Here is a 14,970-nt window from a genome sequence, read left to right as displayed (position 1 = left end):
AAATAAATTTAAAAGTTTATAAAAATCATACTGAATAAATTATAATTATTTTAAATAAAAAGCTATTTCATATCTTGTATTTTTATAATGCGTAATTTTATTTTTATATTATCGAAAAAATAATTAAATTTTATCTTATATTTTTTATATATTATGTGTTATATATAATATGGTATAGCATTAAACTATATTTAAACATATAAGAATTTTGTTTTTCTTATCGTATATTATGGCAAAAAAGAGGTATTTGTTTGATTTTTTTATGTTTTGGCAATTTTATAAAATAATTGAATTGACAAAAAATATTTTTGTACAATATGAAGCTCATGTGCATGAGATCTTTATATTGTGAGTATATGCACTATATCTCGATTTTGAATTACTCGATTTTAAATTAAAGGAAACAAGAATGGAACATCGTGCAGTCTTAGAGACTGAAAGCAATTTAGTTATTACATTGGTTGCTGATATTGTTGCTGCCTACGTGAGTAATAATTCTATTCGACCGACTGAAGTGCCAAGTTTAATTGCTGATGTCCATGCTGCTTTTCGTAAAGCAGGGAATCTAGAGTTAGCAGTCATCGAAATTGAAAAACAAAAACCCGCCGTTAATCCAAAACGTTCAGTGTTCCCTGATTACCTCATTTGTCTTGAAGATGGAAAAAAATTTAAATCTCTCAAGCGTCATCTCATGACACATTACGGAATGTTGCCAGAAGAATATCGTGAAAAATGGCAGTTAGACAGTTCTTATCCTATGGTGGCGCCTAATTATGCAAAAACACGATCGGCTTTAGCCAAAGAAATGGGTCTTGGACGCAAAAGCAAACGGAAAAAAGCTAAATAATCGTATTTTGTGACAAAATTGTCCTGTATAAGTTTATATATAAAGCTGCTTTTTAACACGCGCATTTTCTGTGAAGTTTTTTTGTGTGTCTTAATTTTTAGAAAAGGAATTATATATAGCTTTCGTTACGAATGCGTTTGATCATTGATTTTAGACCATTTGATCGTTGTGGTGTAAGATTTTCATTTAAACCAAGTTTTTCAAAGAGACCTTGAGCATCAGAGTTGCGAATTTCAGAAGCTTTTTTGCCTGAATAAAAAGTAATAAGAATATAAATGAGTCCACGCACAATGTGGGCATCGGAATCACCTTGAAACGTTAATATTGGATCTTCTGAATTATTACGTGACGATAAAAGCCACACTTGGCTGACACAACCAGGAACTTTGTGGGCATCGTTTCGAGCACTTTCCGGAAAAGGAGGTAATTCATGGCCAAGCTCGATAACATAACGATAACGATCTTCCCAATTATCCAAAAGCGAAAAGTTTTCTATAATATTATCGATTGTTTCCGCCATTATCTTAGTCCTGTTTCCTTTTAATAATCATGTTGAATATATTTATTTTCCTAACATAATAAATATGAAGAACGTTAAAAAATCTTATTTCAAGATAACATTGTATGACTTTGTAAGGATTCGTGTATTTCCATTTTGCGAGAAGCATTAGGGAAAATCTTTAATATTATTTTTGTTCCCTAATATGTGCCCTAAATATTCATAAGCAGCTCTTGCACCGTAATATGCACGTTCGCCAAGTAAACTTAAAAAGGACTTTCCTACTTTGCAGGTTTCTTTATTACGGTCACAAAATTTTCCTAAATCATTTAAAGCTTCCTTAAACGCAATAATCACATCGCTCGTTGTTGTCTCATTATTTTTTGGATTAGAAGAGTGATTATTGCTTGGATTTGCTACAAAAAATGAAATAATGACAAAAATAAAAAATAAAAAAAATGATAATTTGATTAAAAAACGTATCATGGGGTAATCAATGTACCGAAGTGGTAAATGCAATAAAAGGAGTATTTTACACACCGCTTCTTTATAAAAAATTTATAAAATGAGTTTTTTATAAAATTGAGTATTCATTTATTGGACCTATGTCATTGACTTTTTTATAAATATGATATAATGCCACTGTATAAAAATGGGATACATTGTCTATTCGGTAAAAAATTAATGCCAAAATTATACAAAAATATCATACAGTTACAGGATTATTATATATAATGAACTATGATAAAAAATAGGAGATATAATCATTTATAAGGGGTAAAAGTATACGCTCCACATTTGGAGCCTTTTATTACACAAGAAAGTGTAGCAATAAGATAAGGATTATAACCCAATTTCTTTTGCCTATTGTGTACTACTTATTTTAAATAAATTCACCATTTTAAGTTTAGTTTAAATGGTTAAAGAAGATCAAACTCTGTTATGCTGACTCTTGTATCGATTATAATATTTTATTTTGTCGATAAAATTTCTACTAACACGTCATGGAAATGATCAACATGTCGATAAGAATATTAAAAAAAATGTACTTCTTATGATTTCAGCTCAAGGCAAGATTTTTTCTATAGCATTGTAAACATCAATTTAATTGATACTTATGAAAATCATTAAATATGAATAACATGAATTTATGCCAAAATATAATATCCTTAAAAGATAATCGTTTACGGATAAGTAACCCTCTCTATGTAAATTATAAAGAATAATGATGGCTATCATCATTCTAGCGTTAGTAGGAAAATATCCTCAACTTGATTTTAAATAATAGGCAAACGTATACGCCAAAAATGGAGAATAACGTAGCATTATTGTTTAGATGATTAGATGTGATAATGCTTGTTTGCAAATACCACATAGTCTTGAGTGTTAATCATTTGATGCTCTCTTTGATGATATATTAAAGATTTGTAAACTATGAAATTAAGCAGAAGCTGATAAGAGCTCTTGTTGGTGTATCAACTTAATAAATGGATATAATGAAGCCGCTCATTTTAGGAACTTAAAAGGAAAAAGCAAATATAAATGCACTTCTTTCTAGCTTGAAATAAGAAATAATTTACATTCGTTCTTTTTGAAAAATAAACGCAACTGAAAATTAAAAATAATGGCAACAAAGCGAAAGACGTCCCGAAAAAAAACTGTAAAACAGCGTAAATACCATAATAGTATTGTTATCACTCTTCTGCTGATAATTTTTTATTTTATTTTTTGGAGTGCAAAAACTTTTTATTTCTATACACGAAAAAATGCTTTATTTTTTGTTGGTTCTCTTCTTTTTATCATTAGTTTTTTATTTGTTTCATTTAACGCTTTATTTTTGCAAATGACAACACATCAAAATATTTTAACTCAAATGAAGTTTTCTTTTGCTCAAAGTATAGGAAAAAGCTCTAATTTATCTGAAAAAGAGGAAAAATCACAAAAACTCCCTCGTGTAACTTCACTTCATTCTCCAAGTCATCACCCCACAAATTCATCTTTCCTTTCTCAATCAGTAAGCATGCTGGAAAAGCAAAAAGAACTAGCGGAATTAGGACTTTATGATGGACCTTTAGATGGACTGGATGGACCTAAAACGCGTCGTGCTATTGCTTTATGGAAACAACAAACTCCTCAAAAAAAGCAAAACAATGTTTTACCCAATCCCACAACAGATGAAATTGCGATATTAATTCAACAGAGCGAAATAGAAATGGCAAAGAATACAACAACAAAAAATATAACAAATTCAAAAGAAGCTGTTTTAGATCCTTCTGTTGAAGATATTTTACAAATGCAAAAAGCTTTACGTAATTTTGGTCATGAGGAAGTTCCTATCACAGGAATAGAAGATCTAAAGACGATAGAAGCCTTAAAACAGTTTCAAAAAATGTTTGATCTTCCTATCACGGGAAAAATTAACCACACACTTTTAATGAAAATGCGTGAAATTGGTTTATTAAATTAAAGCTAATCATCTATATTATAAAAATAATCTCTTGATTTATGATGATTATTTATCATTTTCTTGTTTAAAGCCTACCCAAGTATAACAATATTCCTTCATCTGAAATCTTCTTATATTGAATCAAGCAGAATGATTTTCTTACACATTACGTATTGAGCCCTACAATTTGCTAGCAAGGAGATCACGACCAGTTACAGAAAAAAGAAATCATTGTAAGAGAGCCAACGCACTTGTTTTAAAATTTTTATTGCTTCTGATGATAAAAGAATACGAAATTCTGTTGTCGCGTCACATCTTCTTTTCATATTCTCTAACTAGAAATTATCCTTATATTACTGTCAATTTGATTTTGTAAATATGATGCAAATAATAATACGAGTATTTTTAAGAATAAGTAGACGTAAAACCAATTGTGTTATGTTTTTTGTTTCTCAAAGTGTTTCATAAAAAGCCGGCACATTTCTCTAATTCATTACTGAAAAGTTTTGTATTTTATGGCGTTGTTTTATAAAAAAAGCCCGTGCTTTTGTTGTTGCTTATAAATCCTCATTCAACCGCATATTTGAGATAAAGATATGCTTTCTCTGTTGTTTTAGCTTTTGTATAGAAAATGGGTGCAAGTGTATTATCTATCTCTGTTTGTGTAATCTCTTAAAACAGAGTGGAAGCTTAATTTGGGCAGAATATAGAATTTTAAGTGTAGAAATCATCACTTCTTATATTCTTTTCATTCAGCTTTATGATTTTCAAARATATCGAAAGAAGTGCCTTCTTTTATAAATAATAGAGATTAGCTCTTGCCTCACGCTTTTATTTATCAGGTATCTTTTTGAGTTCACCCCCCTCCCCTCCACGTAAAACAAAAAAATCCCAAACGGAATATACTTTACCATTCACGGGGCTTTTTTTAGAGAAACATCTCTCTAAAGTACTCAAGACCCATTTCGCAACAATGCTCGTAAATAATATCATAGAAACCCCACTGTGCGCTATCATCCTTATGCTTGTGAAGGGGCAGGCACCATCACAAGATGGCTCTCTCTGTACTATCTTCAATATTGTGAAAGCTCTTGGGACTTAAAACGATTCATAAGAGGCATATCCAGCTTTAATTTTTTACGTGGTTCTCTCGGCCTGTAAAGAACAAAAAATATGGCTTGGATTGATTCATTATAAAAGAAATTGAAATGAGAAAATCTTATGATATTCGAGGTCTTTATTCAATGTGAGAAATAAAATAATTATAATCAATACCTTATATAACTTTGATGTTCCTTCACAAGCGTAAAGACGATAACGTACAGTGGATTTTTAAACTCTGGGAGGGAGATTTTATAAACTTATAGGGAGTTCCAAATAATCCCACTCCACAAATATCGACGTAAAATGGGTTATCCAGTAAGAGACTTTTCTTCAAGAAAGCTCATAAATGTGCAAAATAAATGCATTTATTTAAAGCATTCTGTTCTGCGTGAAGCATTTCCCCTATTAAAAACGAACGTGTGAATTAACTACACAATAGCACGTCACACTCTCTCAAGAGTCCTATCAATACTGAAAAAAGTATATTAATAATACAGCTTTGTTTTATCTTTCTTTATATTTTCTCTCATAAACCTCTTACGTGAGATAAATTATAGTGCATTCTAGAAATGCTTTTATTTTCTTTAAGGAAGGAAATAAAAGAGTGTATATGAAAATTTATTTCAATGGTAACGATACAATAAAAAAATATTAACCTATTATATCCTTTTGGCTATTGCGGCCTGTGCTGCTGCTAAACGAGCAATTGGAACTCGAAAAGGAGAGCATGAAACATAATCTAGGTTATTTTCTTCACATAAATCAATAGAAGCAGGATCACCCCCATGTTCACCACAAATTCCCAATTTTATTTTAGCACGCTTTGAGCGTCCACGCTGTGCAGCAATGGCAATCAGTTCTCCAACACCATCACGATCAATAGATACGAAAGGATCGAGCTCTAAAAGACCTTTTTGGAAATAGGTCGCCAAAAAAGGAGCTGCATCATCACGAGAAATTCCAAAAGTAGTTTGCGTTAAATCGTTTGTTCCAAACGAAAAAAATTCCGCTGTTTCAGCAATTTCATCGGCTCGAAGCGCTGCCCTTGGAAGCTCAATCATCGTTCCAACCATATATTGAATAGTGCTTCCCTTTTCTTTCATCACTTCCTCAGCGACTTGATCAATACGCGCTTTTACAAAATCGAGTTCAGATTTGAGGGCAATAAGTGGCACCATAATTTCAAGCATAACAGGAGATCCAGATTTTTGGGCAGCTTCTGCTGCTGCTTCAAAAATCGCCCGCGCTTGCATTTCGGCAATTTCAGGATAAGTAATGGCTAAACGGCATCCTCGCAATCCAAGCATAGGGTTAAATTCATGCAACTGCTGAGCACGTTCAGAAAGCACTTCGGTAGAAACTCCCATAGCTTTTGCAACGTGAAGAATTTCTGCATCGGTTTTTGGTAAAAATTCATGCAATGGCGGATCGAGCAAGCGAATGGTCACAGGCAAACCACACATAATTTCAAATAATTCGCTAAAATCTGAACGCTGCATTGGCAAAAGCTTTTCTAACGCTTTGCGACGTCCACTTTCATCATGACTTAAAATCATTTCACGCATGGCAACAATGCGTTCACCAGAAAAAAACATATGTTCTGTACGGCAAAGCCCAATACCTTCAGCCCCAAAAGAACGGCCCATACGAGCATCAGATGGTGTCTCAGCATTGGCGCGAACTCTTATACGTCGCATCCCATCAGCCCATTCCATTAACTTTGCAAAGTCTCCGCACAGCTCAGGCTGCAACATCGCAACCTTTCCTTTGAAAATTTCTCCACTTCCACCATCAATCGTGATAATATCACCCTTTTGAAAACTTTCTCCTGAAGCAAGCAGCGTATTTGTATTATAATCAATTCGCACACTGCCAGCACCAGAAATACATGGCTTTCCCATCCCCCGCGCTACAACAGCAGCATGGCTTGTCATACCACCACGCGTTGTTAAAATTCCTTCAGAAGCATGCATCCCATGAATATCTTCTGGGCTTGTTTCTACACGGACCAAAATAACTTTACGCCCTTCTGCCAACGCCGTTTCTGCCTCTTCTGAAGTAAAAACAATTTCACCCGTTGCGGCTCCAGGAGAAGCTGGTAAACCACGTCCTATAACAAAACGCTCTGCTTTGGGATCAAGTGTTGGGTGTAAAAGTTGATCAAGTGACTTTGCATCAATACGCATTACAGCCTCTTCACGACTTATTAACCCCTCCTCAACCATTTCAATGGCCATTTTGAGAGCCGCACGCGCCGTGCGTTTTCCTGAACGAGTCTGCAGCATCCATAATTTGCCTTTTTCAATGGTAAATTCGAGATCTTGCATATCTCGATAATGCTGCTCAAGTTTCTGCGCGATCTGACATAACTTCAAAAAAGCTGCAGGCATGATTTTTTCTAAAGACGGCTTATTGGAACCAGCGACAATACGCGCATTTTCTGTAATATTTTGAGGCGTTCGAATACCCGCCACAACATCTTCCCCTTGCGCATTAACTAAAAACTCACCGTAAAGTTCTTTTGTCCCTGTCGACGGATTGCGTGTAAAAGCAACACCTGTTGCCGAATCTTCTCCCATGTTACCAAAAACCATAGCTTGCACATTAACTGCCGTTCCCCAACTTTCAGGAATGCTATGTAAACGGCGATAAGTAACTGCGCGTGCTGTCATCCAACTTGAAAAAACGGCTCCTATCGCCCCCCATAACTGTTGTTTAGGATCTTGTGGAAAAGGGGTGCCTAATTTTTCTTCAACATAGAATTTATAAGAAATAATAACATTCTTCCAATCATCTGCTGTCATTTCTGTATCAATAGTATAACCACTGCGTGCTTTTGCTTCATCAAGAATCTCTTCAAAATACGAATGGTCTAGCCCCAAAACAACGTTGGAATACATTTGGATAAAACGCCGATAACTATCATAAGCAAAACGTTCATTATTGGCTTGTAAAGCAATTGCTTTTACAGTTTCATCATTCATGCCAAGGTTCAGCACTGTATCCATCATCCCTGGCATAGAAGCCCGTGCCCCTGAACGAACAGAAAGCAAAAGTGGTCTTTGTTCATTTCCAAATTCACGCCCTGTTTGTTCAGCAACGCGTTTTAGTGCTTTCTCAACAGATTCCCGTAGCTCTTCTGGATATGATTTGTCATGGGCATAATAAAAATTACAAACTTCTGTTGTCAGAGTAAAGCCGGGTGGTACAGGCAAACCAAGATTACTCATTTCTGCCAAATTAGCGCCTTTACCTCCGAGAAGATTACGCTCGCTTGCACTTCCTTCTGCGCTGCCATCTCCAAAACTATAAACCCATTTTTTCATTGTACAAATCCTCCCATATCAGCATCAAAACACTATTCAACCTAGGCTCATTTAAAAGCAATAATTTGATTCAAAATAAGCAAAACAAAAAATATCGCTCCATAATTGCTTCATAAATACATAATAACAATTCTTCCAAAAGAAAAATGACCACAAGTATCACTTATCCAGCTTTTGTAAGATTAAGATTTAGTCTTTAAGATAACGATCAATCACAGAAAAAAAGTCTTCTACTTTCATAGCGCCTTCATATTTATCACCATTGATAAAGAAAGTAGGCGTTGCGGTGACTCCAAGTTCTTTACCACGTTCGAAAGATGCATTCACTTCATCTAAAATGATCTGATTTTTCAAACAAGCCGTAAAACTTTCATCTGTAAAACCCGCCATTAAGCTAATTTTTTTCAACGGTGTTAGAGCATCTTTTCCCCAAACCCACTCATTTTGTTTTTGAAATAAAACTTCTATCAAAGGAAAATAGCGATCTTCTGGTGCACATCGCGCTAACATAAAACCTGCCGTTGCCCGAGGATCAAAAGCATAATCGCGGAAAATCATTTTCACTTTTCCTGTCTTGATATATTTTTTACGAATTTGAGGAAGGATATCATTATAAAAATGCGCACAATGCGTACATGTCAACGAAGCATATTCAACAATGATGACTGGTGCATCCGCCTCTCCCTCAAAGTGATCCTTTACTTTACCCGGTTGAAGAAGCTCAGCCATATCCACCGTTGCAACTGGTTTTACGCCAAGAGCTAAAGCAACCGTTAAACTGTGTTGTACAATCGTTATGAAGAAAAAAAATATCCCGAAGGATAAAAAAGAACGACATTTTACCATAAATAATACTTTTCTGTTGTTATTAAACGAATAGGAGTCCAATGCTTTTTCATATATTAATGCTTCTCATATATTAAAGGAAAATATATAAAATATCTTGCTATTTATTATTTTTTTCCGCGAAAATGCAACAGCCAAGTTTATAAAGTGATTGGCGTAAGCTTTTATCTTCAATTCCTTCGAGCATTTTTTCCACGCATTTTTTGTCTTTTTCACTTAAAGCCGGCTTTAGAGGCACCTGCTTCATAAAAACCGACATATTCTTTTGCTCAATTTTGATGCGATCAATAGCAATATAGCCAAAAAATCCATTAATTCTATGAAGCAATTCCTCCGTTTCATGCATCAGTTTTAACGCAGAAAACCCTTCACATGCAACAACAAGCGTTGCTGGCTTGAAAACTTCATCTTGATCCGCGCGACGCTTCCAAATAATTTTAAGGGGCATTGTATGCTCACTGATATCATAGCCCGCAATTTGTGGCCAATGCTCTATAAGCGCGACATTAAGCCCTGTTCGTTTACGTAAAACTGGATCAAGTATTTTCAGTACCGTTTCAGAAAGAGAATAAAAAGCATGTTTTTTTAGTTTTTTTCTCATTTTTAGATCATTGCTCAACCGTTTATTCAATTACAATTATTTTAAAATTATTGCCTTCCCAATTTATAAAATATCAACAAAATAGAAGTTCTCTCCTTATTAGAATCTCAACAATAAAAAATAAAAGAGAAAAAACATGGATTACCAAAATAAATGCTTTTTTCTTTTGCATTTTACATCTCTCTATGCTTGAAAACAATCATGTATGAAATTTCTTCGCACCTCCTTTCTTGGTACGATCAAAATCACCGACATCTCCCTTGGCGAATTACCCCAAAAGAGCAAAAACAAGGTATCCGTCCTGATCCTTATCATGTTTGGCTTTCTGAAATCATGCTTCAACAAACAACCGTTGAAACGGTTAAGCCCTATTTTAAAAAATTTTTAAAACTTTGGCCTGATCTTTCTTCTTTAGCAAAAGCCTCACAAGATGACATCATGAAAGCATGGGCTGGACTTGGTTATTATTCACGCGCACGTAATCTTAAAAAATGTGCAAAACAGCTTGTTGAAAACTACGCAGGACAATTTCCACAATCTTTAAAAGCATTGCGAACTCTCGCTGGTATTGGAGATTATACGGCCGCAGCCATTGCCGCAATTGCTTTTAATCATCCTGTAGCAGTGGTTGATGGTAATGTCGAGCGTGTGGTAGCCCGCCTTTTTGCTATCACTTCAATATTACCAAAAGCAAAAGCTGAAATTAAAGAACAAACACAAAAAATTACTGCTTTAAATCGTCCTGGCGACTTTGCTCAAGCAATGATGGATTTGGGAGCAACCATTTGTACTCCACGCAAACCATCTTGTTATATCTGCCCTCTTCAATATTTATGTAAAGCGGCAAAGATGCAACAAGCAGAATCCTTCCCAGTTAAAGCTCCTAAAAAAGAACGCCCTTCGAAAACAGGTATTGCTTTTGTAGTCCTTAATAAAAAAAGACAAATTTATTTGGAAAAACGACAAACGCAAAAACTTCTTGGCGGAATGACCCAAATTCCTAATAATATTGGCATAAACAATGAAAATGGGCTCCAAAACGCACCCTTTACTGCCAATTGGCAATTCAAAGGGCAAATTACCCATGTTTTTACGCACTTTTCTCTAAAACTCGATGTTTACTACACTGACGATATTCATGAAATGAATTGTGAAAATGGTTGGTGGTGCAACATTCAACATCTTGCCGAAGAAGCACTCCCTACAGTTATGAAAAAAGCCATCGCCATAGCTCTTCCCAATTCTTTCAGATTTTAATAATCTTTCCTATAAAATTTTTTCTCACAGAAACTTATGCTATCTCTAGCGACCATTTCTTCCTCTGTAAAAGAAAAATTGAAGGATGTGAATGGTCAATTTTGCTACAGATAAGAATTAAGAAGAGATAGAAAAGTTTAGAAATCTTGGATTTAAATTTCAGGATTTATCCTTTTTTCGCTTATGAATGGGAAAGCTGGCACCATCACAGACTTTACCAATCTCCAATGTTGTCTACAATTCTTGGCATTTGAAACAGTTCATAAGAGGTACTTCTAATTCTTTCTTGAATAATTTTTACTCACACAGCTAACCCCGCTTATGTCATGCAAGCAAGTGATTTTGATTGATTCAATATAAAACAGATTTGAAATGAAAAAGTCTGACGATATCCAGGCGGACTCATTCAAGTGAAACAAGTCCAAATTATCTTTATAAGCCAATATATTGCACGATATTGCAATATTGCACGCACATCCATAGATGATGGCCAACTTCAATACACTCGCTCTCGAGTCTGTGGGTGAAATTGCTGGTTAAGCACTTCCTTGAAAAAACTCTTTATTTTGAACTTCTGAATGAATTTCTTATTTCATTTGTATAAAAGCATATCGATTGATAGTTTAATTATTTTGGCAGTTAAATGATAGCATAAATTGAAGCTTTTTCATTTTAATTTCTTTTACAAAAAATATCAGAAACACGCGCTTGCCGCTTCTTGCAAACGAAAGGCGCATATAAACAACGCTTAAAAGGCATACATTTCCCGCCAATCTCTCTCAATGAAGGTCTGCTACACATAAGGACAGCAATACATTAGTCATCAATAGAATGAAGCGATCATCTTAGTTCATAAAACACCCGTTTTTAACATTTGCGAACGTATGATCATTCTTAAATGATCTATGGACTTCAAGCGTCCATTTTCCTCATAATACCAAAAGGTCCAACCGTTACAACTCTGCGAATCTTGAGCCTTTCTTCCCATTGCATGAATTGAACCTGCCTCACCACCATGCATAATCGTACCATCAGCTCTTACAATAGCAGATACCTGCTTCTTGCGATCATAAAGAACTTCTCCAGGATAGAGTAAACCTGCTTCAATTAAACTATTGAAAGCTACACGTGGTTCTGCTTTTTTTCTATCCAAAATCGCCAGTTCTGGTTGTGCTAAAGGTTTAACCGCCGCAATTCTCTCACATGCTGCATCAATGTAATCTTGTTCGCGTTCAATCCCAACAAAATCACGCCCTAAAAGCTTGGCAACAGCCCCTGTTGTTCCCGAACCAAAAAATGGATCAAGAATAACATCACCAGGTTTACTAGAAGCCATAATAATACGCGCTAATAACGCTTGTGGTTTTTGTGTTGGATGTAATTTACGCCCCGAATCATCCTTTAAACGTTCAGCTCCAGTACAGAGAGGAAAAAGCCAATCTGAACGCATTTGTAAATCTTCGTTTGCTGCTTTCAAAGCATCATAATTAAATGTGTACTTTTTATCTTTTTGATCTCTTACAGCCCAAATCAGCGTCTCATGGGCATTTTGAAAGCGGCGCCCTCGGAAATTAGGCATCGGATTATTTTTGCGCCAAATAATATCATTAAGCATCCAAAAACCTAAATCTTGTAAGGCTGTCCCAACTCGAAAAATATTATGGTAAGAGCCAATAACCCAAAGCGTTCCATTGGGTTTTAACACACGACGGCATGCCAGCAACCATGCACGGGTAAAAGCATCATAAGCAGCAAAACTCTCAAACTGGTCCCATGCATCATCAACCGCATCAACAAGCGAATGATCAGGGCGGTATAGCGCGCCATCCAATTGCAAATTATAGGGAGGATCCGCAAAAATCATATCAACGGAATATTTGGGCAGTTTTTCTAAAACGGCAACACAATCTCCTTTAAAAATTTTATTGCGCCATGGCATCTGTGAGGGAGTACGAATGAAATCTTTTTGAAGCTGAATAACTGTCATGAAAAACCCAACAAAATGAACTGAATTTGCCCTATAATCAATCAAAATAGATTATAGACCCGCATTACCAATCCATATTTACAAAATAGAGTAAATGTATCGTTAAAGTTTTGCAAAATTGATATTCGTTTTTGTTTTTTTTAGTAAAAAAACTTTCGTATGAATGAATCCTTATTCTTATGTACCGTTTTCATATCTTTTATTTGGTAAAAGAATTAAGAATCATTTTCAAAGCGTATTTTTATGAAATAAGATCCTTTTAATATTATTTTCATAAAAGTTGTCCATATCGTAACATGTAAAGGAATATCTTATGCCTCAGATAGATCTTATTATTTTTGATTGTGACGGAGTTCTCGTCGACTCTGAATATCTTGCAGCAAAAATTGGATCTCAATTGCTCAAACAAACAGGATATGAAATCTCACCCGAAGAATTGAGTGAACGTTTTGCAGGGCTTATTTTTCGCGATATTCTTAAACACGTTGAACAGGAAACAGAAAAACCAATTTCTGCTCATCTCATAGATCAGATGACCAGTATTTTCCGGACACAAATAAAAACTGAACTACGGGCTATTGATGATGTAAGAGAAGCCGTAGAAATTATTCAAACACGCTATCCCTACTGTATCTGCTCTAATGCAAAGAGCATAGATATCAAAGAGATGCTCACCACTGTTGATCTCTATGACCTTTTTGAAGGTAAAATATTTTCAGCACCTGAAGTTGGAACAAAAAAAACGAAACCTGCCCCTGATGTTTTTCTTTTTGCCGCAAAACAATTACAGGTAGAGCCTCAAAACACTATTGTTATAGAAGATTCACTTCATGGTGTCCATGCTGCCATAGCAGCGGGCATGCGTGTCATTGGCTTTACGGGAGGATCACATAGCTATCTTGGCCATGTATATTTTGACAACAGATTTTGCATCAAGTTATTTTTTCAAAAGTTTTTAAGAGATTCTCAAAAGCTCTTCAAAGACCCTTCATAGATCATAGTCCCTTTCATGAATCCTTTTCTTTTCTGCTCAAAATCGCCATTTGAGATGATTCATTCTTGAGCCGGAGTCGGATTATTTAATCATCAGCATACATAAGATGTCTAATCCTTTTAGCACAAATTGACTGATCATTTTCCGCATCCCAAATACTTTATTCAAGTATCTTATAAAGGGAAAAGCATGTAAGCACTTCGGCCAACTTGACCAAAATGCTCTTCAGTCTACAATGGTATAATGTTTGCACCATTGCTTCTTTGAGGTATGGGGTAAACATTACCTTATTGCTGTACTCATGCAATGAGATCACCGTGCACCAATTTCGCTAAATATCGATTATCACCGATAAAAGGGGGAAGTTTCCCCTTTGATTTTCTGTTCTCATCAAATTTCATTTTTTCCTGTTTTCTTTCTCTTATCTGGCGCTTCAAGGGTGATTTTTGTTGTCTATCCCCTTTGTTTTCACAGTAGTGGGGAACCCCCTTACGGTTTTCCATGGTCCATGGATTTCTCCGTGCGCAACCCTTGCCAATAGCAGAGGTTGAGCGCTCATGATTTCAGAGCATCCCTCAAGGATCTTGATTTTGATATTCACGAAACGACTATGCATAATTATGAAACGGGCTTACGAGAGCCCCTGCACCTATGACTGCGAATATATAAAGATCATTGTGGAATATCCTTAGATTGGCTCGTTACGGGTGAAGGTGAAATGTTTCGTGATATGGCAAAAGCGAAAACAACTGGTTTTAAAGCGCCTAGCATTCCTACTGGATTAATGAAAAAATTCTGTCGTATAGCTTATACAACCTATCGCGATGTAAATATAAAACTCTCTCTCTCCCCTGAAGATACAGCGCACCTTATGGCAGAGTTTTATAAAAAGTTACAAGAGTTTGTTTAAAGTATCACCAACACAGAAGAAGGAGAACGTACTTTTCCTCTTCTAACATTGCATTTAAAGCATCAAATAGAGGCTGAAAAAGAACACTCCCAAAATACATAAAATTCGGCTGAATATCCCTCTAAAATCAAAAGTCGATATGAAAATCTTTTT

10 protein-coding genes and 1 pseudogene are annotated in these 14,970 nt (G+C 35.3%); 5 read left to right on the top strand and 6 right to left on the bottom strand.

Annotated features, from left to right (window positions below):
* Positions 1 to 409: 409 nt before the first annotated feature.
* Positions 410 to 847: a MucR family transcriptional regulator gene (locus CEV08_RS08190; RefSeq protein WP_100131150.1), complete on the top strand. Its 438-nt coding sequence runs from the start codon at positions 410 to 412 to the stop codon at positions 845 to 847.
* A gap of 109 nt (positions 848 to 956) precedes the next feature.
* Here the strand turns inward: CEV08_RS08190 and CEV08_RS08185 are convergent, their stop codons facing one another.
* Together CEV08_RS08185 and CEV08_RS08180 are read right to left on the bottom strand one after the other, a co-directional pair.
* The gene (locus tag CEV08_RS08185; RefSeq protein WP_100131149.1) at positions 957 to 1,367 is read right to left on the bottom strand and encodes a SufE family protein; all 411 of its coding nucleotides are present in this window, start codon (positions 1,365 to 1,367) and stop codon (positions 957 to 959) included.
* A gap of 147 nt (positions 1,368 to 1,514) precedes the next feature.
* Positions 1,515 to 1,832, bottom strand: coding sequence for a DUF5330 domain-containing protein (locus tag CEV08_RS08180; protein ID WP_100131148.1), 318 nt, complete (start codon positions 1,830 to 1,832; stop codon positions 1,515 to 1,517).
* Between the two features lie 1,138 nt (positions 1,833 to 2,970).
* On the opposite strand from CEV08_RS08180, the gene CEV08_RS08175 reads away from it, so the two are divergent.
* On the top strand, positions 2,971 to 3,813 hold the full coding sequence (locus CEV08_RS08175) for a peptidoglycan-binding domain-containing protein (protein WP_100131147.1): 843 nt from the start codon (positions 2,971 to 2,973) through the stop codon (positions 3,811 to 3,813).
* A gap of 1,742 nt (positions 3,814 to 5,555) precedes the next feature.
* Here the strand turns inward: CEV08_RS08175 and ppdK are convergent.
* From ppdK to CEV08_RS08160, 3 genes are all read right to left on the bottom strand, one after another.
* Positions 5,556 to 8,222, bottom strand: a complete 2,667-nt coding sequence (ppdK, locus tag CEV08_RS08170) for a pyruvate, phosphate dikinase (RefSeq protein ID WP_100131146.1) — start codon at positions 8,220 to 8,222, stop codon at positions 5,556 to 5,558.
* 189 nt (positions 8,223 to 8,411) lie between these two features.
* Positions 8,412 to 9,068 (bottom strand): DsbA family protein, encoded by a 657-nt coding sequence (locus CEV08_RS08165; RefSeq protein ID WP_100131145.1) that lies wholly within the window; start codon positions 9,066 to 9,068, stop codon positions 8,412 to 8,414.
* A 100-nt stretch (positions 9,069 to 9,168) separates the two neighbouring features.
* Positions 9,169 to 9,669, bottom strand: coding sequence for a DUF721 domain-containing protein (locus tag CEV08_RS08160; protein ID WP_100131144.1), 501 nt, complete (start codon positions 9,667 to 9,669; stop codon positions 9,169 to 9,171).
* 153 nt (positions 9,670 to 9,822) lie between these two features.
* Here CEV08_RS08160 and mutY point away from each other — a divergent pair, with 153 nt between their 5' ends.
* Positions 9,823 to 10,926: an A/G-specific adenine glycosylase gene (gene mutY, locus CEV08_RS08155; RefSeq protein ID WP_100131143.1), complete on the top strand. Its 1,104-nt coding sequence runs from the start codon at positions 9,823 to 9,825 to the stop codon at positions 10,924 to 10,926.
* A gap of 850 nt (positions 10,927 to 11,776) precedes the next feature.
* Here the strand turns inward: mutY and CEV08_RS08150 are convergent.
* Positions 11,777 to 12,865: a site-specific DNA-methyltransferase gene (locus CEV08_RS08150; protein WP_432417142.1), complete on the bottom strand. Its 1,089-nt coding sequence runs from the start codon at positions 12,863 to 12,865 to the stop codon at positions 11,777 to 11,779.
* A gap of 361 nt (positions 12,866 to 13,226) precedes the next feature.
* Here CEV08_RS08150 and CEV08_RS08145 point away from each other — a divergent pair, with 361 nt between their 5' ends.
* The gene (locus tag CEV08_RS08145; RefSeq protein WP_245407075.1) at positions 13,227 to 13,907 is read left to right on the top strand and encodes an HAD family hydrolase; all 681 of its coding nucleotides are present in this window, start codon (positions 13,227 to 13,229) and stop codon (positions 13,905 to 13,907) included.
* A gap of 595 nt (positions 13,908 to 14,502) precedes the next feature.
* Positions 14,503 to 14,919: pseudogene (locus CEV08_RS08135) on the top strand (helix-turn-helix domain-containing protein); the annotation flags it as partial.
* Between the last annotated feature and the right edge of the window lie 51 nt (positions 14,920 to 14,970).

Origin of the sequence: Bartonella tribocorum (assembly GCF_002778015.1) — a bacterium.
Classification (GTDB): domain Bacteria; phylum Pseudomonadota; class Alphaproteobacteria; order Rhizobiales; family Rhizobiaceae; genus Bartonella; species Bartonella tribocorum_B.
The sequence above is the reverse complement of the archived record's forward strand: the minus strand, read 5'-3'. Positions and strand labels throughout refer to the sequence as shown.